This window comes from Rathayibacter sp. AY1C1, from assembly GCF_002932105.1.
Classification (GTDB): Bacteria; Actinomycetota; Actinomycetes; order Actinomycetales; family Microbacteriaceae; genus Rathayibacter.
The window spans coordinates 23,407-45,998 of the sequence record NZ_PSWH01000011.1 but is presented as its reverse complement, the minus strand read 5'-3'; the positions used below and the strand labels follow the sequence as shown (position 1 = coordinate 45,998).

The window sequence follows — 22,592 nt, the reverse complement described above, 5'->3', positions numbered from 1 at the left end:
CCGCGCCCGCCGCCCCCTTCCGTGAGACGCCGCCTCGGCACGCGACACGCCGGGGGAGGCGCACCGGAGCGGCATCTCGCGGGGAGGGGACGGTCGGGTCAGCGGGCGACCGGCGTGGAGACGGACGACGCGCCCGCGCTGATGGCGACCGCGTCGAGGACGCGCTGCACGTCGAGGGCGTCGGCGAACGTGGGCGTGACCGCCGTGCCGCCGGCGATCGCCTCGACGAGGTCGACGACCTGGTGGGTGAAGAGGTGCTCGTAGCCGATGCCGTGCCCGGTCGGCCACCAGGCCGACATGTACGGGTGCGCCGGCTCGGTGACCTGGATGCGCCGGAAGCCCTGCGCCTCCTCGGGGTCGCGGGCGTCGTAGTACTCGAGCTCGTTCATCCGCTCGAAGTCGAACGCGATCGAGCCGAGCTCGCCGTTCACCTCGATCCGGTTGGCGTTGCGGCGGCCGGTCGCGACGCGGGTCGCCTCGAAGACGCCCAGGGCGCCGCCCTCGAAGGAGGCGGTGAAGGCCGCGGCGTCGTCGACGGTCACGGCGCCGCGCGGGGCGTCGGCACCGGCGCGGCCGCCGAGGCCGACCTGCTCGCTGAGCACGGGGCGCTCGGTGGTGAAGGTGCGCAGCGTCGCCGAGACCGAGGTGATGCCGCGGCCGGTCAGCCACTGGGCGGTGTCGATGCTGTGCGCGCCGATGTCGCCGAGGGCGCCCGAGCCCGCGCGCTCCTTCTGCAGGCGCCAGGTCAGCGGCGCCTCGGAGTCGGACAGCCAGTCCTGCAGGTACTGGGCGCGCACGTGGCGGATGTCGCCGAGGCGGCCCTCCTCGATGAAGCGCTTGGCGAGGGCGAGGGCCGGGGTGCGGCGGTAGCTGAAGCCGCACATCGCCACCTTCCCGGAGGCGGCGGCCGCGGCGACCATCCGCTCCGCCTCCTCGACGGAGTTGGCCAGGGGCTTCTCGCACAGCACGTGCTTGCCGGCCTCGAGGGCCGCGATGGCGATCTCGGCGTGGATGTCGCCCGGGGTGCAGATGTCGACGAGGTCGATGTCGTCGCGGGCGATGACGGCCCGCCAGTCGGTGGAGGCCTCGCTCCAGCCCAGCCGCTCGGCGCGCTCGGCGGTCGAGTCGGGGTTGCTCCCCACGAGCACGGCGAGCTCGGGGCGGAGAGGGAGGGGGAAGAAGCGGGAGGCGGTGCGCCAGGCGTGCGAGTGGGTGCGGCCCATGAAGGCGGTCCCCACCATCGCGACGCGCAGGGCTCGGTCGTTCGACATCGTCGTCCTTTCGTCGGCCGTACGACCCTGCCACGGGTCGGGGCGCGGGCGCTACCGCGCTCGGCGAGGCCGCCTCCGGGGCGACGCGCCCGGGCTGCACGGACATGAGCGCGTTCATAGGGTTCGGAGAGCGCTCTATCACGGACGGAATGTCTCAACCGCCGCCGTCAGATGTCGCGTAATCCCGCGGATCCCAGCCCTGACGCGGTAGCAGGAAGCCCTTGGGGCGACTGGGCGATCACTCGAACCGCCTTCGAATCGGTTCAGAACTTTTGCTTGACCCGCGACGTAAGTGGAAGTAGCTTCATCCGCATGGTCACCGCAGACCCCCGCAGCACTGCTGCACAGCCTCTTCCCCGCACCTCCGACGAGTCTCAGCAGCTGCTTCTGCAGATGCGCGGCATCGTGAAGGTCTTCCCCGGCGCCCGTGCTCTCGACGGCGTCGACCTCGATGTCCGACCCGGTGAGGTGCACTGCCTCCTCGGCCAGAACGGCGCCGGCAAGTCCACCCTCATCAAGACCCTCGCCGGGGCCCACCAGCCCACCGAGGGCGAGATCCTCGTCGACGGGAACGTCGTCACGATCCCGTCCCCGACGGCGGCCCTCGCCCTGGGCATCGCGACGATGTACCAGGAGCTCGACGTCGTCGACGGCCTCTCCGTCGCCGAGAACATCTTCCTCGGCCACGAGCTCTCCCGCGGCGGCTTCACCGCCCGGGCGAAGGCCACGAGGATCACCCGCGAGCTGATGGAGCGCCTCGGCCACTCCGAGATCTCGCCGAACCGCGAGGTCGGCACGCTCTCCGCCGCCGGCAAGCAGATCGTGCAGATGGCCCGTGCCCTCTCGCACGACGCGCGGGTCATCATCATGGACGAGCCCTCCGCGGTGCTCGACTCCGAGGAGGTGGAGAACCTCTTCCACGTGGTGCGCCAGCTCACCGCCTCCGGCGTAGCCATCGTGTACATCTCGCACCGCCTCGACGAGATCCGCGCCATCGGCGACCGGATCACCGTGATCAAGGACGGCGCCACCGTCGCGCAGAACCTCGCGGTCGCCGACACCCCCACCTCGAAGCTCATCACCCTGATGACCGGCCGCGCCGTCGAGTACGTCTTCCCGGACCGCCAGGAGCTCGACGTCGAAGCCGAGACGCTGCTGAAGGTCGAGAAGCTGGGCCTGCAGGGCTCCTTCTCGGACGTCTCCCTCGAGATCCGCGCCGGCGAGGTCGTCGGCCTCGCGGGGCTGGTCGGCTCCGGCCGCTCCGAGATCCTCGAGACCATCTACGGGGCGCGCCGCGCCAGCACCGGGACGGTCAGCGTGGCGGGCAAGCGCCTGCGCGCCGGATCCGTCACCTCGGCGGTCGACGCCGGCATCGGCCTCTGCCCGGAGGAGCGCAAGAGCCAGGGCCTGCTCCTGGACGAGCCGGTCTACCGCAACATCACCCTCTCGACCTTCGACCGCTTCGCCAAGCGCGGCTTCCTCGACGAGCGCTCCGAGCGCGCGGCGGCGGCCGAGCAGGCGGTCTCCCTCGACCTGCGGCCCTCCGGGGTCGACCGCGACGCCCGCACCCTCTCCGGAGGCAACCAGCAGAAGGCGCTCCTCGCCCGCTGGCTCGTGCGCGGCTGCCGCGTCCTGCTGCTCGACGAGCCGACCCGCGGGGTCGACGTCGGCGCACGGGCCGAGATCTACACCCTGATCAGGGACCTCGCGACCAACGGCGCCGCCGTGCTCGTGGTCTCCAGCGAGATCGGCGAGGTCCTCGGACTCTCCGACCGAGTGCTCGTGATCTCCGACGGCGCCGTGGTCCACGAGGGCCCGGCCGATTCGATCGACGAGCACCGCGTGCTCGATCTCGTCATGGAAGGAAGTGCAGCGTGAGCGGACAGCTCGACACCGCGTCGCCGTCGATCGGCGGTCCGCAGGAGGACGCCGCCCGTCACGCGTCGGCCGCGACGGGAGGCTCCTCCGGGGGCGTGCCCTCGAAGGACTCCCGCTCCGGGATCGCCCGCCTCATGCAGGGCTCCCTCGGCCGCAACGTCGGGCTGCTGCTCGCGCTGGTGATCCTCTGCATCGTCGGATTCGCGACCGCGGGGGAGCGCTTCGCCAGCGTCGACAACGTGCTCACGATCCTCCGCCTGGCCGCCGTCATCGGCGTGCTGAGCATCGGCATGACCTTCGTCATCACCTCCGGCGGCATCGACCTCTCGGTCGGCTCCGTGATGGGGCTCGCGACGGTCTGGGCGAGCACGGTCTCGACCCAGTACTACGCGGCCAACACCTCCTGGCTGGTGATCGTGCTCACCGCGGTCGTCGTCGGCCTCGTCTGCGGCCTGATCAACGGCGCGCTGATCGCCTACGGCCGGGTCGTCGCGTTCATGGCCACGCTGGCGATGCTCGTCGCCGCCCGCGGCTTCGCCGAGCTGATCTCGAACCGCCAGACGCAGGTCGTCACGGTCACGCCGTTCCTCGACTTCTTCCGCGCCGACGTGCTCGGCATCCCGGTGCTCGTGCTGATCTTCGTGGTCGTCGCCGTCGCCGGCTGGATCCTGCTCAACCGCACCACCTTCGGCCGCCGCACCATCGCGGTCGGCGGCAACCCCGAGGCCGCCCGCCTCGCCGGCATCAAGGTCCGCCGCCACACCATGTACGTCTACGGCCTCGCCGGGCTCACCGCCGGCATCGCCGCCGTCATGATGCTCGCCCGCACCACCGCCGGCAGCTCGACCAACGGCCTCCTCTACGAGCTCGACGCCATCGCGGCGGTCGTCGTCGGAGGCACGCTGCTGGCCGGCGGCCGCGGCACCATCGTCGGCACCGTGTTCGGCGTCCTCATCTTCACGACCCTGACCAACGTGTTCACGCAGAACAACATGTCGACCTCGACTCAGGCCGTCGCGAAGGGCGCGATCATCGTCGCCGCCGTCCTGCTGCAGCAGCGGTTCGCCGCCCGCGGCAGGAAGTCCTGACCCCGGGGCTCCGGCCCCGCTCCTCCACACACAGCAACCCACCCGACCACTCAGGTCACCTCTCCGCAGGACACGTGTGCCCTCGGACCCCTCGGATCGATCGAAGGAGATCACTTCCATGCCCGCACGCCCCTTCACCCGCAGCCGCCTCTCCCGCACCGCCCGACTCGGCTCGGCCGGCGTCGCCTTCGGCGCCGTCGCGCTGATGCTCACCGGCTGCATCTCGAACGCCCCGGTCGAGACCGGCAACGCCGCCTCCGGCGGGACCGCCGCCGCCGTGGCCGCCTCGGACAACGACGCCTCCGGCGACAACGTCGTCATCGGCTTCACCGCTCCCGCCGCCGACCACGGCTGGATGGGTGCGGTCAGCCGCGCCGCCATCGCCGAGGCCGAGAAGTACGACGACGTGGAGCTCCGCACCGCGGAGGGGACCAACGACGTCAACCTCCAGATCAGCCAGGTCGAGACCTTCATCAACGACGGCGTCGACGCGATCGTGCTCCTGCCGATCGACGGAGCGGCGCTCACGCAGGTCGCCACCCAGGCGATGGAGGCGGGCATCACCGTCATCAACGTGGACCGCGAGTTCTCCAGCCCCTTCGCCGCCCGATCGACCATCCTCGGCGACAACTACGGCATGGGCGTCAGCGCCGGCACCTACATCTGCGAGGAGCTCGGCGACAACCCCGACGCCGTCGTCGCCGAGATCGCCGGCATCGACTCCCTCCCGCTGACCCAGGAGCGCAGCCAGGGCTTCTCGGACGCGCTCGAGGGCTGCGGACTCGACGTGGACAACCGCGTCGCCGCCGACTTCACCGTCCAGGGCGGAGAGCAGGCCGCGGCCAACCTCCTCCAGGCCGCGCCGAAGATCGACGCCATCTGGAACCACGACGACGACCAGGGCGTCGGCGTCCTCGCGGCGATCGACACCGCCGGACGCGACGAGTTCCTCTTCGTCGGCGGCGCCGGATCGGCCAACGTGATGCGCGCGATCGAGGCCGACGACTCCGTCGTCAAGGCCACGGTCGTCTACCCCTCGACCCAGGCCGCGGACGGCATCAAGCTCGCCCGCCTCGTCGAGCAGAACAAGTCGATGGCCGACACCAGCTCGCTCGGCGTCCCGCGCCAGATCCAGCTCTTCGCGCCGGTCGTCACCAAGGACAACGTCTCCGAGTACCTGCCCTCGGCCTTCGAGTCCTGATCGGCCCCACCAGCCCGGGTCGGCGCGGGAACCATCCCGCGCCGACCCCCACCTCGGCGCCGCCCCGGGATCACTGACGACCCGCAGCGCAGCGCCACCGGCATCCGCGAGAGGAGGAGGAGTGCAAGACACCGGCCCCAGGGCCGGACAGGAGGAGACCGGATCCGCTCAGTCGTGCGGACAGCGACGGACCCGGCCTCTGCGATGAACACCTCATTGAAGGAATCACATCACGCATGAATGGTAAGCGATCCTCGAGAAGAAGCATCAGGCGTCTTCTCGCACTCGGCATCGCCGGGATGGTGACGGTCTCCGGACTCACCGCCCTCGGCCTGCCCGCCTCGGCCCACGACGGAGTGGACCACGGTTCCGAGGGCGGAGCATCCGCTCTCGACTGGAGCAACTACGAGAAGGTCCTGCTGACGAAGAACGTCGGCGAGCCCCTCGACCTGGCCGTCCTCCCGGACAAGTCGGTCCTCCACACCGCTCGGAACGGCGAGATCCGCCACACCGACCCCAAGACCGGCACCACCCGTGTCGTCAACACGATCCCCGTGTACCAGAACTCGGAGGACGGACTGCAGTCCGTCGGCATCGACCCCGACTTCGCCGAGAACAAGTGGGTCTACCTCGTCTACGCGCCCCCCGGGAACACCCCGACCGGCGCGGCCCCGAACATGCTGCCCGAGGGCGCGACCGACAGCTACTGGGACCAGTGGAAGGGCATCAACCGCCTCTCCCGGTTCAAGTGGACCGGCTCGGGCCTCGACCTCGCGAGCGAGCAGAAGATCATCGACATCGAGACCCAGCGCGGGCAGTGCTGCCACGTGGGTGCCGACTTCGACTGGGACGCCGACGGCAACCTGTACCTCTCCACCGGCGACAACACGCCGGCGAGCGCTCCGGGTGCCGCGGGCTTCGCGCCGAACAACGACGCGCCCCGCATGAACCCGGGCTTCGACTCGCGTCGCGGCGCCGGCAACACGAACGACCTCCGCGGCAAGATCCTCCGGATCACCGTGCAGGAGGACGGCTCGTACACGATCCCCGACGGCAACCTCTTCCCGGTGGGAACCGAGAAGACCCGCCCCGAGATCTTCGTGATGGGCGTCCGCAACCCGTTCAAGATCGACGTCGACGCCGAGACGAACACCCTCTCCTGGGGCGACTACGGCCCCGACGCCACGAAGGCCGCTGCGGCCGACGGCGTCCGCGGCCCGATGGGCCTCGTCGAGTGGAACGCGACCGGACTGGACGAGCCGCACAACTCCGGCTGGCCCTACGTCCACGGACCGAACGCGCCGTACAACGAGTGGAACTTCGAGACGTCGACGCCCCGCGGCTTCTTCGACCCGGAGAACCTGAAGAACAACTCGCGCTGGAACACCGGCCTCGTCGACATCCCGGACGCCAAGGCGGCGACCGTCTACTACGGCGACAACCCCGGCGACCAGCCGTTCGACGAGCTCGTCAACTTCGGGACCAGCACCGGCCAGGGCCCCATGGGCGGACCGGTGTACCACTTCGACGCGGAGAACACCTCGACGTCGAAGTTCCCGGAGTACTGGGACAAGAAGACCTTCTTCGGCGAGTTCTCGCAGGACTACATCGCGGCGTTCACGCTCGATGAGGACCGCGCGGTCACGCACATCGAGGACTTCCTCCCCAACGCGGCGCTCAGCCAGGCCGCGCAGCCGATCCACGACAACCCGATGGACATGGAGTTCGGCCCCGACGGGTCGATGTACGTGATCGAGTACGGCGACGGATTCTTCCGCGCCAACCCCGACGCGGGCCTGTACCGGATCGACTACGCCGAGGGCAACAAGGCGCCGCAGGCCCGCTTCACCGCGACCCCCCTGTCCGCCTCGCAGACCCCGCTCGAGGTCACGTTCGACGCCAAGGGATCGACCGACCCCGAGGGCGACGCGCTCACCTACGACTGGGACTTCGACGGCGACGGCACCTTCGACGCCACCGGAGTGACCGTCAAGAAGACCTACACCGAGCTCGGACAGTTCACGGCCCGTCTGCGCGTCACCGACGCCAAGGGCAAGTTCAGCCTGACCTCGCGGGTCATCTCGGTCGGCAACCAGGCGCCGCAGATCCAGATCCAGACGCCCGGCAACGGCTCGTTCTTCAGCTGGGGCGACGCGATCCCCTACCAGGTGACCGGCAAGGACGCTGAGGACGGCGACCAGATCGTCAGCAGCCGCGTGGGCTGGACCTACGGCCTCGGCCACGACGAGCACGCCCACCCCGAGGTCACCGGCACCGGTGCCAAGGGAGCGTTCCCGACGTCCAAGGACTCGCCCGAGCACGGCCCCGGCGCGCTGCTGTACGGCACCGTCGTCGTGACCTACACGGACGGCGGCTTCAACGGCCTGCCCCCGGCTGCGGCCGAGGCGACGCTGCGGCTGAACCCGAAGACGCAGGAGGCGGAGCACGCCGCCCGTGAGGGCGTCCTGCCCTACGCGGACACCACCGCCAGCGGCGGCAACGCCGTCAGCGGACTCGGTGCGGGATCCTTCCTGCGCTGGGACCCGGTGAACTTCGCCAACCTGACCGGCGTCGTGGTCCGCGCCACCGGTGAGGGCACCGTCGACCTCCGCTGGAACGCTGCCGACGCAGCGCCCTTCGGAACAGCGACCATCCCCGCGGGAGCCGGCTGGAAGGACGTCCTCGTCCCCTTCGGCACCAACGTCCCCCGCGGCACCGGCTCGCTCTACGTGACCTCGCCCAACGGCCTGTCGCTCGACTCCCTCACCTTCCAGGGTGCCGGCGCCGGTGACAAGACGGCTCCGACCGTCGCGGCGACCCTCGACCCGGCAGCGCCTGCGGGCGTCGGCGGCGTCTACAACAAGCCCGTGACCCTCGGCCTCACCGCCACGGACAACGGAGCGCTCTCCACCGTCCAGTACTCCGCCGACAACGGCACGACGTGGACCACGGTCCGCGCCGTCAACGGCGCGTACACGGTCCCGTTCACCACGAACGGCGCCCGGACGATCCAGTACCGCGCCACCGACACCGGCGGCAACGTCTCGGCGGTCGGCACGGTGAAGTTCACGATCGACCTGGCCGCGGCGAACGCCCCGACCGCCGCGTCGACCACCACTGTGGCGCTCTCGGCTCCCCGCGTGACCTTCGGGGCACCCGGCGAGGCGACCGTCACGGTCACCGGTCAGGGTGGGAACCCCGGCGGAGAGGTCGTCCTCTACGAGGGCGCCACCGAGCTGGGCCGCGCGACGCTGAAGGACGGCAAGGCGACCTTCGCCCTGCCGAAGACCCTCGGCGCCGGCACCCACACCCTCCGTGCGGCGTACGGCTCGGACGCCACCTTCAAGGCCTCGGAGGGCACCGCCCGCCTGATCGTCTCGAAGGCCGCCTCGGAGCTCACCGCGACCGTCTCGCCCAACCCGGTCAAGCCGGGCGCCAGCGCGCAGGTCACGGTCGACGCGAAGTCCTCGACGGGTGTCGCCGGCACCGGTCAGGTGAGCGTGATGGTGAAGAGGAACCTCTCCACCGTCGCGATGCTCACCGGGACCCTCGACGAGAACGGGCACGTCGTGGTGACGCTCCCGAAGCTCGCGGCGGGCAGCTACAAGCTGACCGTCACCCACACCGCCACGGCGGACACCAACGCCGCGTCGGCGCTGCTGAACCTCACCGTCCAGCAGTAGCCCCCGCGCAGGGGCCGGCCGGCTCGACCGGGCCGGCCGGCCCCCCACCCCCTGCACCATCTGCCATTTCGAAGGAGAAATGATGCACCACCACCACGCATCCATCACGGCCAAGCCGATGAGCCGGCGCTCGCTGATGACGGCCCTGGCCGCATCGACCGTCGCGGTCGGCGTCGGAGCGGGAGCCCTCGCGGCGCCCGCCACGGCCGCCCCCGCGCCCTCGTCCGGATCCACGCGCCTGGTCCCGATCAACCGCATCGGCATCCAGCTCTTCAGCGTCCGCGACAAGGTCTCGTCGCTCGGCTTCCGGGCCGTCTTCGAGGAGCTCGGCCGCATCGGCTACAGCGAGATCGAGTTCGCCGGGTACACCCAGGGCAACGTCGGGGCGATCACCCCGCAGCAGATCCGCCAGCTGCTCGACGACAACGGCCTCCGCGCCGTCGGCTCGCACGTCGGCACCAACCTCCTCCGCTCGGAGCTGGGCAAGCAGATCGAGATCGCGCAGATCCTCGGCACGCCGCACCTCGGCACCGGCAACGCGCCCACCAACGTCAACACCAAGGCGGGCTACCTCGCCGCGGCGGAGGAGTGGAACAAGTGGGGCCAGCAGGTCTCGGCCGCGGGCATGAAGCTCTACCAGCACAACCACGCCGGTGAGTTCGGGTTCGCCACGGACGACCCCAAGACCCGCCTGTACGACCTCTTCTACGACAACACCGACCCGCGTCACGTGTACCTCGAGATGGACGTCTACTGGGCGTACGTCGGCAAGAAGCTCTACCCGGGCTTCGAGCCGCTCGACTACATCAAGCGCAACCCGCGCCGCTACCCGATCCTGCACCTCAAGGACGGCAAGACGAACAACGCCAACACCAACGGCTACGACATCGTCGAGTTCGGCGCGGGCAACCTGCCCTACCAGGCGTTCCTCTCGGAGCTGCGCGACCGCGGCCAGCGCTTCGGCGTCTGGGAGCAGGACACCGCTCCCACGCTGGCGACGCCGCCGAGCACGGGGAACTCCCTCGAGGCCGCTTCCCGCAGCTACTCCGCGATCGCTGCGCTCCGTGGCTGAGCGCACCCCGCGCCGCGCGCGCCGCACCGACAGCACCACCACCAGCACGACGCGCACGAGCGCACCGAGGAGAACCCCCATGAAGTGGAAGACGCCCACGGCGGTCCTCGCGGCCGCCTCCCTCGCGATGGTCGCCGCACCGTCCGCCTTCGCGGCGACGACGGACTGCACCACCGAGCTCGGGAACCAGACGATCACCGGAGACCTCAACGTCGGCGCAGGCCAGACCTGCGTGCTCGGCAACGTGACCGTCACCGGCAACGTCATCGTCGGCGACGACGCCTGGCTGGACGCCACCTCGGCGACCATCGGCGGCGACGTGATCGGCACCGACGCGTACGGCATCTCGATCGACGGCACCAGCGTCGGCGGAGACGTCGTGTCGTTTTCGGACGGCAGCCGCAACGGCTTCCTCTACCTGCGCGACCTCACGGTCGGCGGCATGGTCGAGGCCGGCGGGATCGACGTCGAGTTCAGCGACCTCTCGGTCGACGGCTCGGTCAGCACCGACGCGGCGAACTACGTCGACGTCGACCGCACCAGTGTCGGCGGCGACGCCACCTTCGCCGGCAGCGACTTCGGCGTGAACGTGCAGGGCGCCATCGTCGGCGGCTCGCTCGCCGTCACCGGCTCCTCGCGCGGCGTCCTCCTGGGCGCGAACGAGGACGGCTCGGCCTCGGCCCTCGGCAACACGGTGGGCGGGAACCTCACGCTCTCGGGCAACTCCGGCAACGTCCAGCTCGCGGGCTCGACGGTCGGCGGGCGCATCGCGCTCGCCGACAACGCGCCGGCGGTCAACTTCGGCGCGGGCAACACCGCCGCCGGAGTCGACGGCACCTTCACGGGAACGGCGGCGGGCGCTGCGGCGGCCGGCGACCAGGCCGTGGCCGTCATCGTCCCCGAGGCCAACAAGGGCGAGCTGACCTGGACGCTCGAGGGCACCAGCAACCTGGTGAACCTCGGCGTCGCCGAGGAGCAGGGCGACCACTTCGCCGCCTCCGGTGAGCTCGTGCCGGTCCGCGTGACCGACACCCGCCTCAACGGCCCGGCCTGGTCGGTCACCGGCCAGCTGAGCGACTTCCGCTCCGGCGAGAAGACGTTCTCGGGCAAGCACCTCGGCTGGACCCCCGAGGTCCTGGAGAACACCGGCGGTGCCGTCGCGGGCGCAGCCGTCCCCTCCGGGTTCGACTCGGGCAACGGCCTCGCCACGCCCCGCGTCCTCGGCTCCGCCGCGGCGCAGCACCCGACCGGATCCTCGGTCCTGGGCGCCGACCTCGACCTGAAGCTCCCGCTCTCGGTCGGAACCGGCACCTACACCGCGACGCTGACGCTCACCGCGCTCGGCTAGCACCGGTGGGGCGGCCTCCGGGCCGCCCCACCCTCCCCCCGTCTCCCCGCGAGACGCCACTCCGGTACGCCCCGCTCGGCGTGCCGCGCACCGGAGCGGCGTCCCGCGGGGAGGCATCCCCCCTTGCAACGGAAGCCTGATCGATGTCGCTCATGCCACGCACCTCCCGCACCACCGCCGCCCTGCTGCTGATGACGCTCCTCGCAGCCGGCGGCCTCTCGGCTCAGGCGGGTGCCCAGGAGGCGGACCCCGCCTCCACGCCGGTCACCTGGGGGGTGCGCCCCGCCGACACCGAGCAGGGCAGCGAGCGGCCGAACTACGCGTACGCCCTCGATCCCGGCGGACGCCTCAGCGACGCCCTGATCGTCTCCAACTACGACGACGAGGAGCAGACGTTCCGCGTCTACGGCTCCGACGGCTTCATCACCGAGGCCGGCCAGCTCGACCTGCTCCCCGCCGCGGAGCCCTCGACGCAGCTCGGCAGCTGGATCGCGTTCCCCGAGCCCGAGGTCACCGTGCCCGCCGGCGAGAGCGTGCAGGTCCCGTTCGAGGTCGTCGTCCCCGACGACGTGACCCCGGGCGACTACGCCGCGGGCGTCGTCTCCTCGATCCTGGTGCAGGGCGAGACCGGAGTCTCGGTCGACCGGCGCCTGGGCTCGCGCATGTACCTCCGCGTCGGCGGCGAGCTCGCCCCGCGCCTGTCGATCGACGGCCTCGCCGTCTCGTACCAGGGCGGCTGGAACCCCTTCGCCCCCGGCTCCGCGACCGTCGACTACACCGTGACCAACGCGGGCAACACCCGCATCGCGCCGGGCGCCGAGATCAGCGTCGCCGGCCTCTTCGGCCTCGCGCCGGTGTCCGCGACCGACCCGGAGCCGCTGCCCGAGCTCCTCCCCGGAACCTCCGTCTCGCGCACCGTGACCGTCGCCGGAGTCTGGCCGCTCTTCGTCGCGACCGCCCGCGCCGCGCTCTCGGGCACGGTCGTCACCGCCGACCAGGCCTCCCAGGCCGACTCCGCCGTCGTCGTTCCCGACGTGCCGGTCGCCACCGCCGAGACCTCGGCCGCGGCCGTGCCGTGGAGCGCCGTGCTCCTCCTCGCCCTGCTCATCGGGCTCATCGTGCTGACCGTCGTCCGCCGCCGCCGCCGGGCCGCGGGGGAGCAGGCGCGCATCGACGCCGCCGTCGCCGCCGCTCTCGGCGCCCAGCCGGAGGACGCCGACCGCGCGGAGGTCCGCTCCTGACCGGGTGCGGCCGACGCGGTCCGCGGGGGATCGCGCCGGCGCGGCCCGCCGTCTCCGGGCGCGCGGCCGCCGCTCTAGCGGACCGCCCGCCCCTCGGCGCGCAGCTGCTCGAGGAAGCCGTCCACCACGGCGGGGCTGAGCAGGTGCCCGCGCAGCATCAGCGCGGCACCGCGCACGCCCCCGCTGCCGCCCAGCTCGGCGGTCACCACGTCGAGCCGCTGCGTCGCGAGGGGGAGGGAGCGCTCGTCGATCACCGAGCGCACGGCCGTCAGGATCTCCGGGCTGGCGAGGGCGACCGCGCCGCCCAGCACGATGACGGAGGGGTTCAGCAGGCTCACGCAGGTGGCCAGCACCTCGCCGAGCTGGAGTCCCGCGATCCGCGCCGCCTCCACGGCCTCGGGATCGCGCGCCTTCAGCAGGTCGATCAGCTCGCGCACCGACTGCACGTCGCGGCCCGCCCGGGCGAGCCCGGCGGCCAGAGCGGAGCCGCCCGCGACCGCCTCGAGGTCCCCCTCCTGACCGCCCGCCGCGGCCGGGGCCGTGCGCGGCACCTGGACGTGGCCGAGATCACCGGCGGAGCCGAGGGCTCCGCGCTGGAGCAGCCCGGACGAGACGATGCCCGCGCCGATGCCGGTGCCGACCTTCACGAACATCAGATCGAGGGCGTGCGGGAACCGCGAGGCCCGCTCGCCGAGCGCCAGCAGGTTCACGTCGTTGTCGACGAGCACCGTGGTGTCGTAGCGCCGGCGCACGAAGGCGGGGATGTCGAAGCCGTCCCAGCCGGGCATGATCGGCGGGCGCACCGGGCGGCCGCTCGCGTGCTCCACCGGGCCGGGCACGCCGACCCCGATTCCCGCGAGGGCGGAGCGGTCGACGCCGGCCGCGGCGAGGATCCCGTCGCAGACGTCGAGCGCGTGCCCGAGCACCGCCACGGGGCCCTGCGCGATGTCGAGCTCCTCGCGGCGCTCGGCGATGATGCGGCCGTCGAAGTCGGTCAGCGCGATGGTCGAGTGCGCCGCGCCCAGGTCGATGGCCAGGAGCGAGCGGACGGCCGGGTCGAAGACGAGGCGCGCGGACGGGCGGCCGCCGGTCGACGGAGCGCGGTCGAGGTGCGCGATCAGTCCGAGGTCGAAGAACTGCTCCAGGCGCGTCATCACCGCGGTCCGCGCGAGGCCCGTCTCCTCGACCAGCTCGGCGCGGGTGCGCGGCCGACCGTCGGCGAACAGCCTCAGCATGTCGCCGGTCGCGGTACCCGCGCGCTCGGCCACGCTCAGCTCCTTCTCTCGGCCCGGAGGACGGGTTCGGGGGACAGCACACCTGAGGAAACCAGTCGACGCACGGTCGCGCAATCTCGGCGGGCCCTGCGTGCGGTTCCTGCGCAACACGGCCGGCCGGAGGCGCGACGCGCGCCCGGCCGAGGCCCCTCCCCACTCCGATCGCCCGGGTGCGCCCCGACGATCGCCGCTCAGCCAGCCCTTCCAGACAGGAGAGAACGATGACCTCGTCCGACACCACCACCACAGGCGCCCCCCGATCGAGCGGGCGCATCGGCCTCTGGCTGATCGGGGCCCGGGGCAGCGTCGCCACCACGGCCGCCGTGGGCCTGCACGCCATCGCCGCCGGAGCCGCGCCCAGCTCGGGCTGCGCCACCGCGACCCCCGCCTTCGAGGACGTCCCGCTCGCCGGGTTCGCCGACATCGTCATCGGCGGCCACGACGTCTCGCCGACCCCGCTGCTCGAGAAGGCCACGGGCCTCGCGGCCGGTGGCATGTTCCCGACCTCGGTCGTCGCCGAGGTGGCCGACCGGATCGACGCGACCGACGCCGAGATCCGCCTCGCCCCCGCCGACGCCGCGTCGCAGCAGGAGGAGATCGACCGCCGGGCCGCCGACATCGTCGCCTTCCGCGAGCGCCACGGCCTCGCCCGGGTCGTCGTGATCGACGTCGCCTCGACCGAGGTGCTGCCGGCCGACCGTCCCGAGTTCCACGACCTCGCCGCTCTGCGCGCCGCCCTGGCGCGTCCGGGCGAGCGCCTCCTGCCGCCGAGCTCGATCGCCGCCCTCTCGGCCGTCGTCGCGGGCGCGGCCTACGCCTGCTTCACTCCCTCGACCGCGCTGGCTCTGCCGGCCCTGGAGGAGTGGGCCGCCGAGGCCGGGATCCCGATCGCCGGCCAGGACGGCAAGACGGGGGAGACCCTGCTCCGCAGCGTGCTCGCGCCGATGTTCACGGCGCGCGGGATGCGCGTGCTCTCGTGGGCGGGCGCGAACCTCCTCGGCGGCGGCGACGGGCAGACCCTCGCCGACCCGGAGGCGGTGCGCTCGAAGCTCGTCTCGAAGAACCGCGGACTCCGCTCCCTCCTCGGCGACGACGTCGTCACTCCGCTCCACATCGACAACGTCCCGGACCTCGGCGACGTCAAGACCGCCTGGGACCACGTGCACGCGGAGGGCTTCCTCGGCTCGCGGATCACGGTGCAGACGATCTGGTCGGCGTACGACTCGGCCCTCGCGGCGCCGCTGATCCTCGACCTCGCCCGCCTGCTGGCGCTCGCGGACGAGGCCGGCGTCTCGGGCCCGGTCGGCGAGCTCGGCTTCTTCTTCAAGGACCCGTGGGGCAGCGACGTGCACGGCTTCGCCGAGCAGACCGCGGAGCTGGTGGCCTGGTCCGCCCGCACCGGCGCGCTCGTCGCCGAGCGCCGCACCCCGGTGACGAGCGGGACGCGGAGCGATGGCTGAGCTGCGCGACTACCTCGAGCTCGTCCGCGCGAAGGCCGCGCTGACCGTGATCGGCGACACCGTCGCGGGCGGAGCGTGGGCGGGCCGCGGAGTGGGAGCGCGCACGGTCGCGCTCCCACTGTCCTCGGCGCTGCTCTACTCGGCGGGCATGGCGCTCAACGACTACGCGGACGCCGAGCTCGACGCCCGGGAGCGGCCGGAGCGGCCGATCCCCTCGGGGCGCATCCGGCGCTCGGCGGCGCTGGGCACGGCGGCCGCGCTGACCGCGGCGGGGATCGTCGTGGCGGCCGTCGTGGACGGGCGGCGCTCGCTCGCGCTCTCGCTGCCGCTCGCGGCCGGGATCTGGTCGTACGACCTTCTCGCGAAGCCGACTCCGCTGGGCCCGGTCGTGATGGCGGCCTGCCGCGGTCTCGACGTGCTGCTCGGCGCGGGCGTCGACGGCGTGCGCGCGGCGGCCTCCGCCTCCGCCGCCGTGGCCGCGCACACGCTCGGCGTCACCGTGCTCTCGCGCGGCGAGGTGCACGGCACCACCCCGGTCGCGGCGGGAGCGGTCTCGGCCGGCACCGCGGCGATCGCGCTGTCCACCGCGGCCGGCGCTCTGGCCGAGCGCCGGGCCGCCCCCGCCGCGGTCGTCGCCGCGGGCCTCGGGCGCTGGCTCCTGCTCGTGCTCACCGCGCAGCTGCAGGCCGTGCGGACGCCGACGGCCGCGGCCGCGCGGACGGCCACCCGCGCGGGCATCACCGGGATGATCCCGCTGCAGGCCGCGCTCGCCGGTCTGAAGCGTCCCGAGCTGGGGGCGGCGCTGCTCGCGCTCGACGCGCTCGGCTCCCTCCTGCTCCGCCGCCCGCGGACGGCGGACATCACATGAGCGCCACCGGACCCGTCCTCGGCTACGGCACCAACGGCTTCGCCGACCACACCCTCGACGACGCGCTCACGGTGATCCACGCCGCGGGGTACCGCGCCGTCGCGCTCACCCTCGGGCACCCGCACCTCGATCCCTTCGCAGCCGACTGGCGCGAGCGTACGCTGGCGCTCCGGTCGCGGCTCGACGAGCTGGGCCTGCGCGTGGTCGTCGAGACGGGCGCGCGGTACCTGCTCGACCCGTTCGCGAAGCACCGCCCCACGCTGGTCGACGAGGAGGCCGGCCCCCGGGTCCGCTTCCTCGAGCGCGCGATCGAGATCGCCGCGCTGCTGGGCGCCGACGCCGTCTCCCTCTGGTCGGGGGTCGTGCCAGCGGGCGCGGATGCGGCCGCGGCCTGGCGGCTGCTCGTCGAGCGGATGCGCGGCGTCGTCGCGACGGCCGAGCGCCACGGCGTGCGGCTGGCCGTCGAGCCCGAGCCGGGGATGCTGGTGGAGACGGTCGCCGACGCGCTGCTGCTGCGCCGCGAGCTCGGCGACCCGGAGTCGGTCGGGCTGACGGTCGACCTCGGCCACTGCGTCGTGGTGGAGCCGGACGGCGTGGTCGGAGCCCTCCGCAGCGCCGGGGACCTGCTGCTGAACGTGCAGGTCGACGACATGCTCCCGGAGCGGCACGAGCACCTCGAGCTCGGCACCGGATCGCTCGACCTCGCGGCCGCCTTCGCGACCCTCGCCGAGATCGGCTACCGCGGGATCGCCGCCGTCGAGCTGCCCCGGCACTCGCACGACGCGCCCCGCCTGGCCGTGGCGAGCCTCGCGGCGATGGAGGAGGCGCTCGGCGGCGCCTCCTCGCACGCCGAGCACCCGTGGACCGCGGCCGCCCGCTCCGCCGTCCTCGAGCGCCCGTCGCGGATCGAGCGCTTCTTCCCCGCCGCGGGCCGCGAGGCCGGACGCGAGCCGCTCCGGCCCGCCGAGGACCCGCACGGCCTCGTCCACGGCACGCACGACGACGCGGCCCGCGCCGCCCTGGTGCAGGCCGCCGCGCAGGCGCTCGGCGACGACGACCTGGCCGCTCTCCTCCTCCGCCTCTACCGGGGCGGGGACGGCGCCGAGCGCCGCGGAGTGCTGGCCGGGCTGAACGCCCTCGGCGACCCGGGACCGGCGACGACCCTCGCCGGCCTCGAGCTGACCGCCGACGCCCTGCGCGCCAACGACACCCGGCTCGTCGCCGCGGCGATGGGCTCCTTCGCCCGCCGCCACCTCGACGCGCACGCCTGGCGGCACGGGGTGCTCAAGCTCGTCTTCCTCGGCGTCCCGCTCGCGGCGGTCGCCGGGCTGGAGGAGCGCAGCGACGCCGAGCTGCGCGCGATGGCCGGCCGCTTCGCCGACGAGCGCCGCGCGGCCGGGCGCCCGCTCCCGGACGATCTGGCGGTGCTCCTGCCGAGCTGACCGCCCCCGAACGCCGCCCCGACCGCGGGGCACCACCACCGATGAGAAAGGCGCGACGATGCGCATCTTCGACCCGCACATCCACATGACCTCCCGCACCACCGACGACTACCAGGCGATGTTCGACGCCGGCGTCCGCGCGGTCGTCGAACCCTCCTTCTGGCTCGGCCAGCCGCGCACGAACGTCGGCTCGTTCACGGACTACTTCGACGCCCTGATCGGCTGGGAGCGCTTCCGCGCCGCGCAGTTCGGCATCCGCCACCACTGCACCATCGGGCTCAACCCGAAGGAGGCGAACGACCCGCGCTGCCGGGCCGTCCTGCCCGAGCTCGACCGCTACCTCGCCAAGGACGGCGTCGTCGCCGTCGGCGAGACCGGCTACGACTCGCTCACCCCCGAGGAGGACGAGGTCTTCCGCCAGCAGCTCGAGCTCGCCGGCGAGCACGGCCTCCCCGCGATGGTGCACACCCCGCACCGCGACAAGGAGTCGGGCACCCGCCGGACCCTCGAGGTCGTCGCCGACTCGGGGCTCGAGCCCGGGCGGGTCCTCGTCGACCACCTCAACGAGGTCACCGTCGACGCGGTCCGCGACTCCGGCTGCTGGATGGGGTTCTCCATCTACCCCGACACGAAGATGGACGAGACGCGCCTGGTGACGCTGGTCGAGCGGATCGGGCTGGACCGCGTGCTGGTCAACTCCGCCGCCGACTGGGGCCGCTCCGACCCGCTCACGACCGCGAAGACCGGCCGCCTCCTCCTCGTCGCCGGCTTCAGCGCGGGCGACGTCGACCGGCTGCTCTGGCAGAACCCGGTCGAGTTCTACGGGCAGAGCGGACGCCTGGATCTCTCGCCCGTCGCGGGCTTCGACGTGCAGGAGTCGGCCGGCCGCACCTTCGAGGGCAACTCCGTGCTCCGGGGCGCCCCGCGCATGGCGGAGGTCGTGTGATGCACCTCTCCTACTGCACCAACGTCCATCCCGCCGAGGACCTGGCCGGAGTCGTCCGCCAGCTCGACGTCTACGCCGGACCCGCGCGCGTGGCCGCCGGGCTCGCCCTGGTCGGAGTCGGCCTGTGGATCCCGCGCGACCTCGCGGCCCGCCTGGTCGCCAGCGCCGAGGACCGCGCCGTCCTCCGCGCGGCCCTGCAGCGCAACGGCCTGGAGGTGCGCACGCTCAACGCCTTCCCGTACGCCGCGTTCCACGCCGAGGTCGTGAAGCTCGACGTCTACCGCCCCGACTGGACCACGCCGGAGCGCCTGCAGTACACGATCGACTGCGCGCGGATCCTGGCCGACCTGCTGCCCGCCGGCGCCGACGGCAGCATCTCGACGCTGCCGCTGGGCTGGCGCGAGGGCTGGGGACGGGAGCAGGACGAGGCCGCCTGCCGCAACCTCGCCCGGCTCGTCGAGGAGCTGCGCGACCTGCGCCGCTCCACCGGCCACGCGATCCGCCTGGCGATCGAGCCCGAGCCCGGCTGCATCCTCGACACCGTGGACGACGTCGTCGACTGGCTGCACCCGCGGATCGGAGTGGTCGACCCGGCGTACGTGGGCGTGTGCCTCGACACCTGCCACCTCGCCGTCTCCTTCGCCGACCCGGTCTCGGCCGTCCGCCGCATCCGCGACGCGGGCCTGCGCGTGGTCAAGGTGCAGGCCTCCGCCGCGCTCCACCTGGAGGACCCCTCGGGCCGCGCCGCGCTCACCCCGTTCGTCGAGAAGCGCTACCTGCACCAGACCCGCGAGAACGGGATCGACGGAGTGCTCCGCGTCGACGACCTGCCCGAGGCGCTGGACACGCTCCCCGGCACCGGCCCGTGGCGCGTGCACTTCCACGTGCCGCTGCACCACCGGCCGGAGGCGCCGCTCTCGGCGACCACGGCCGTCCTGGCGGAGGCGGTCTCGGCGGTCGACGCCGCCTGGCCGTACGACGAGATCCACCTCGACGTCGAGACCTACACCTGGTCGGTGCTCGCCGACGCCCCGAGCGACCTCTCGACGGGCATCGGCGCCGAGCTCGCCTGGGCTGCCGCGCACCTGCTCACGCCCGCCTCCCGAGAGGCGCTGCTGGCGCCCCTCCTCCCGCAGGCGGCGGCGCTGTGAGGCCCGTGCTGCTGCTCGACGTGGTCGGGCTGACCTCGACGGCGCTCGCCGACATGCCCCGCCTCTCGCGGCTGGCCCGCGGGGGCGGGCGCCTGCCGCTGGACACGGTCCTGCCCGCGGTCACCTGCAGCGTGCAGTCGACCATGCTCACCGGCTCGATGCCCGCGCAGCACGGGATCGTCGGCAACGGCTGGTACTTCCGCGACCTCGGCGAGGTGCACCTGTGGCGCCAGCACAACCGCCTGGTCACGGGGGAGAAGGTCTGGGAGACCGCGCGCCGGCTGAGCGGGGAGCCGTACCGCGCGGCCAACATCGGCTGGTGGTACGCGATGGGGGCGTCGACCGACGTCACCGTCACTCCGCGCCCGATCTACCACGCCGACGGCCGCAAGTCGCCGGACGCGTACGTGCGTCCGCCGGCGCTGCACGACGAGCTGGTCTCGCGCTTCGGCGCCTTCCCGCTGTTCCAGTACTGGGGGCCGACCGCGTCGCTCCGCTCGACCCAGTGGATGGTCGACGCGACCCGGCATGTGCTGGCGGGCGACGGCTCCGGCCCGCCCGAGCTGACCACGGCGTACCTGCCGCACCTCGACTACGACCTCCAGCGCTTCGGACCGGACTCGCCCGAGGCGCGCCGGGCCGCGTCGGAGCTCGACGTGGTGCTCGCTCCGCTGCTCGACGACGCGGAGGCGCTGGGCGCGTCGGTGATCGTGGTCGCCGAGTACGGGATCGCCGACGCCGACACTCCGGTCGACGTGAACCGGGCGCTCCGCCGCGAGGGCCTGCTCGAGGTCTACGTGCAGGACGGCCGCGAGCAGCTGGACCCGTGGACGTCGCGCGCGTTCGCCGTCGCCGACCACCAGGTCGCGCACGTCTACGTGCAGGACGCGGCGGACCTGCCGCGGGTGCGCTCGATCCTCGAGGGGCTCGACGGCGTCGACGAGGTGCTCGACCGGGAGGCGCAGGCCCGCTACGGCCTCGACCACGAGCGCTCGGGCGAGTTCGTCGTGGTCGCCCGGCCGGGGGCGTGGTTCACCTACTACTACTGGCTCGACGACGACCGCGCGCCCGACTTCGCCCGCGGCGTCGACATCCACCGCAAGCCCGGCTACGACCCGGCCGAGCTCTTCTTCGATCCGGCCGACCCGCTGGTGAAGGCGAAGGCGGCGGGCAACCTGGCCAAGAAGGCACTGGGGCTGCGCTACGCGATGAACCTGGTGCCGCTGGACGCGTCGCTCGTGCGCGGCACGCACGGGAGGCTGCCGTCCTCGTCGGCCGACACCCCGCTCGTGCTGGCCTCGGACGCGGACCTGCTGCCGGCCGGAGCCGCGTCGCTCCCGGCCACCGCGGTTCGGGACCTGGTGCTCGCGGCGCACGGTCCGGCCCTCGCGAAGGAGGCGTCGGCGCTCGCGCGCTGAGGGAGGGGACGCCCGGCGGCCTGCGCCCGTGTACGGGCCGTCGGGCGTCGGGGGCTCAGCCGAGGTCGCCGCGGACCTCGCGAGCTCAGGCGAACTCGCCGCGGGCCGCCGCGGGCTCAGGCGAGCTCGCCGCGGACCGCAGCGGGCTCAGGTCCTCGCCGCGGACCCAGCCGGGCGGCCGGGCGGCTCAGCGCGGCACGAGCCCGGTGAGCCGCGCCGTCAGCCGCTCGACGGGGCCGGCACCGAGGAACCGCCACCACAGCACGGCGGCCGTGCACAAACCGAGCACGAGGGCGAGAGCGGCGAGCGGAGTGTCGGCGGAATAGCCGAGGCCCGCCCGCGCGAGCGCTGCGACGAGCGCCACCTGCAGCACGTAGACCGAGAGCGCCAGCGTGCCGATCGCGCGGAGCGGCACCAGCAGCCGCTGGACAGCGGTGGAGCGCGACGTTGTCAGCAGCACCACCGCGACGTAGGCCAGGAGCACGAGCCCGAGGTCGTGCAGGGTGTCCGGGAGGCTGCCGGAGGGCGACTCCACGCCGAGCAGGAGCGCGACCAGCGGCCGCACCGGGTACGCGACGACCGCGACCGCCGCGAGCACCGGCAGCAGCCGGTCGCGCTGCGCGCCGTGCCGCAGCAGCAGGGCTCCGAGGAGGAAGAAGGGGAGCAGGTTGGTCGCGCGGTAGCTCGGCCCGGTGAAGAGCCAGAGGGCGAGCGGAGAGCCGGGTGCGGCGGCGGCGACCGCGGCGTTCACGGGCCCCGCGGCGAGCGCGAGCACAGCGGCCAGCGCGGCGATCGTCCGGGAGCGGACGAGCAGCAGCGGCGTGCCGAGCACGAGCACGACGCCGAGGTACTGCAGCACGATCGCGATCCAGCTGCCCCAGGTCTCGAGCCAGACGCCGAGCGCCACGAGCACCGCGCCGCGGATCGCGTTCCGCAGCAGCACCCGCCCGGGGGAGGCACCGGGCCGCGCGAGCACCAGGGCCGCCGACATCCCCATCACCAGCGCGAACAGCGGTGACGCGAGATCGTTGAAGTTCCACGCCAGGAACCCGACGACCCCCGTGCGCGCGCTCGGCACGAGCGGCATCGCGTGCGCGACGAGCATGGCCGCCACCGCCACTCCGCGCAGCACATCGGGAGCGACCAGTCGGTCGTGCCGGAGTCGCGGAGCCGTCGCAGTCATCCCGCGAGAGTAGGCGCGCCCCCGCCGCCGCGCCCCGCGCGAGCGCACCTCGCGCCACCGGCCGTCCG

Annotated in this window: 16 protein-coding genes; 13 read left to right on the top strand and 3 right to left on the bottom strand. The window is 73.2% G+C overall.

The features are described from left to right. Positions 1-98: 98 nt before the first annotated feature. Entirely contained in the window at positions 99-1,271 is a 1,173-nt protein-coding gene (locus C5C71_RS07315; protein WP_104337420.1) for a Gfo/Idh/MocA family protein, read from the bottom strand. 393 nt (positions 1,272-1,664) lie between these two features. Here C5C71_RS07315 and C5C71_RS07310 point away from each other — a divergent pair, with 393 nt between their 5' ends. The 7 genes from C5C71_RS07310 to C5C71_RS17540 all read left to right on the top strand — a co-directional run bounded on the left by C5C71_RS07310 (position 1,665) and on the right by C5C71_RS17540 (position 12,782). Then, positions 1,665-3,149 carry a sugar ABC transporter ATP-binding protein gene (locus C5C71_RS07310; protein ID WP_208543410.1) on the top strand — a complete coding sequence of 495 codons (1,485 nt, stop codon included), beginning with the start codon at positions 1,665-1,667 and terminating at the stop codon, positions 3,147-3,149. Between the two features lie 134 nt (positions 3,150-3,283). Further along, positions 3,284-4,237, top strand: coding sequence for an ABC transporter permease (locus tag C5C71_RS07305; RefSeq protein ID WP_068256795.1), 954 nt, complete (start codon positions 3,284-3,286; stop codon positions 4,235-4,237). A 118-nt stretch (positions 4,238-4,355) separates the two neighbouring features. Beyond that, positions 4,356-5,438 carry a substrate-binding domain-containing protein gene (locus C5C71_RS07300; RefSeq protein WP_104222461.1) on the top strand — a complete coding sequence of 361 codons (1,083 nt, stop codon included), beginning with the start codon at positions 4,356-4,358 and terminating at the stop codon, positions 5,436-5,438. A gap of 236 nt (positions 5,439-5,674) precedes the next feature. Beyond that, positions 5,675-9,121, top strand: a complete 3,447-nt coding sequence (locus tag C5C71_RS07295; RefSeq protein ID WP_146082424.1) for a PQQ-dependent sugar dehydrogenase — start codon at positions 5,675-5,677, stop codon at positions 9,119-9,121. 82 nt (positions 9,122-9,203) lie between these two features. Further along, on the top strand, positions 9,204-10,193 hold the full coding sequence (locus C5C71_RS07290; RefSeq protein ID WP_219813837.1) for a sugar phosphate isomerase/epimerase: 990 nt from the start codon (positions 9,204-9,206) through the stop codon (positions 10,191-10,193). A 79-nt stretch (positions 10,194-10,272) separates the two neighbouring features. Continuing rightward, positions 10,273-11,541 (top strand): hypothetical protein, encoded by a 1,269-nt coding sequence (locus C5C71_RS07285; RefSeq protein WP_104226600.1) that lies wholly within the window; start codon positions 10,273-10,275, stop codon positions 11,539-11,541. Positions 11,542-11,693: 152 nt separating this feature from the next. Continuing rightward, the gene (locus tag C5C71_RS17540) at positions 11,694-12,782 is read left to right on the top strand and encodes a hypothetical protein (RefSeq protein ID WP_146085484.1); all 1,089 of its coding nucleotides are present in this window, start codon (positions 11,694-11,696) and stop codon (positions 12,780-12,782) included. Between the two features lie 74 nt (positions 12,783-12,856). Here the strand turns inward: C5C71_RS17540 and C5C71_RS07275 are convergent, their stop codons facing one another. Next, positions 12,857-14,050, bottom strand: coding sequence for an ROK family protein (locus tag C5C71_RS07275; protein ID WP_258059432.1), 1,194 nt, complete (start codon positions 14,048-14,050; stop codon positions 12,857-12,859). Between the two features lie 227 nt (positions 14,051-14,277). Between C5C71_RS07275 and C5C71_RS07270 the strand changes: the two genes are divergently transcribed. The 6 genes from C5C71_RS07270 to C5C71_RS07245 are packed head-to-tail and all read left to right on the top strand — an operon-like array spanning position 14,278 to position 21,341. After that, positions 14,278-15,516 (top strand): inositol-3-phosphate synthase, encoded by a 1,239-nt coding sequence (locus C5C71_RS07270; RefSeq protein WP_104222464.1) that lies wholly within the window; start codon positions 14,278-14,280, stop codon positions 15,514-15,516. Beyond that, positions 15,509-16,384 (top strand): SCO3242 family prenyltransferase, encoded by an 876-nt coding sequence (locus C5C71_RS07265; RefSeq protein WP_219814164.1) that lies wholly within the window; start codon positions 15,509-15,511, stop codon positions 16,382-16,384. Before C5C71_RS07270 ends, C5C71_RS07265 begins: the two co-directional genes overlap by 8 nt. Beyond that, the gene (locus C5C71_RS17905) at positions 16,381-17,826 is read left to right on the top strand and encodes an EboA domain-containing protein (RefSeq protein ID WP_104222465.1); all 1,446 of its coding nucleotides are present in this window, start codon (positions 16,381-16,383) and stop codon (positions 17,824-17,826) included. Before C5C71_RS07265 ends, C5C71_RS17905 begins: the two co-directional genes overlap by 4 nt. 58 nt (positions 17,827-17,884) lie before the next feature. Further along, positions 17,885-18,772, top strand: a complete 888-nt coding sequence (locus tag C5C71_RS07255) for a TatD family hydrolase (RefSeq protein WP_104337419.1) — start codon at positions 17,885-17,887, stop codon at positions 18,770-18,772. Beyond that, positions 18,772-19,923 (top strand): metabolite traffic protein EboE, encoded by a 1,152-nt coding sequence (gene eboE / locus C5C71_RS07250; protein WP_104222467.1) that lies wholly within the window; start codon positions 18,772-18,774, stop codon positions 19,921-19,923. Before C5C71_RS07255 ends, eboE begins: the two co-directional genes overlap by 1 nt. Beyond that, entirely contained in the window at positions 19,920-21,341 is a 1,422-nt protein-coding gene (locus C5C71_RS07245) for an alkaline phosphatase family protein (protein ID WP_104237951.1), read from the top strand. The genes eboE and C5C71_RS07245 overlap by 4 nt, the downstream gene beginning before the upstream one ends. A gap of 187 nt (positions 21,342-21,528) precedes the next feature. On the opposite strand, the gene C5C71_RS07240 is transcribed toward C5C71_RS07245, so the two are convergent. Beyond that, the gene (locus C5C71_RS07240) at positions 21,529-22,524 is read right to left on the bottom strand and encodes a DUF418 domain-containing protein (RefSeq protein ID WP_104337418.1); all 996 of its coding nucleotides are present in this window, start codon (positions 22,522-22,524) and stop codon (positions 21,529-21,531) included. Between the last annotated feature and the right edge of the window lie 68 nt (positions 22,525-22,592).

Coding starts and splice junctions, on each gene's coding strand:
- C5C71_RS07300 (WP_104222461.1), top strand. CDS start 4,356: ATGCCCGCACGCCCCTTCACCCGCAGCCGCCTCTCCCGCACCGCCCGA.
- C5C71_RS07265 (WP_219814164.1), top strand. CDS start 15,509: ATGGCTGAGCTGCGCGACTACCTCGAGCTCGTCCGCGCGAAGGCCGCG.
- C5C71_RS17540 (WP_146085484.1), top strand. CDS start 11,694: ATGCCACGCACCTCCCGCACCACCGCCGCCCTGCTGCTGATGACGCTC.
- C5C71_RS07255 (WP_104337419.1), top strand. CDS start 17,885: ATGCGCATCTTCGACCCGCACATCCACATGACCTCCCGCACCACCGAC.
- C5C71_RS07240 (WP_104337418.1), bottom strand. CDS start 22,524: ATGACTGCGACGGCTCCGCGACTCCGGCACGACCGACTGGTCGCTCCC.
- C5C71_RS07315 (WP_104337420.1), bottom strand. CDS start 1,271: ATGTCGAACGACCGAGCCCTGCGCGTCGCGATGGTGGGGACCGCCTTC.
- C5C71_RS07285 (WP_104226600.1), top strand. CDS start 10,273: ATGAAGTGGAAGACGCCCACGGCGGTCCTCGCGGCCGCCTCCCTCGCG.
- C5C71_RS07270 (WP_104222464.1), top strand. CDS start 14,278: ATGACCTCGTCCGACACCACCACCACAGGCGCCCCCCGATCGAGCGGG.
- C5C71_RS17905 (WP_104222465.1), top strand. CDS start 16,381: ATGAGCGCCACCGGACCCGTCCTCGGCTACGGCACCAACGGCTTCGCC.
- C5C71_RS07295 (WP_146082424.1), top strand. CDS start 5,675: ATGAATGGTAAGCGATCCTCGAGAAGAAGCATCAGGCGTCTTCTCGCA.
- C5C71_RS07310 (WP_208543410.1), top strand. CDS start 1,665: ATGCGCGGCATCGTGAAGGTCTTCCCCGGCGCCCGTGCTCTCGACGGC.
- C5C71_RS07290 (WP_219813837.1), top strand. CDS start 9,204: ATGCACCACCACCACGCATCCATCACGGCCAAGCCGATGAGCCGGCGC.
- eboE (WP_104222467.1), top strand. CDS start 18,772: ATGCACCTCTCCTACTGCACCAACGTCCATCCCGCCGAGGACCTGGCC.
- C5C71_RS07305 (WP_068256795.1), top strand. CDS start 3,284: ATGCAGGGCTCCCTCGGCCGCAACGTCGGGCTGCTGCTCGCGCTGGTG.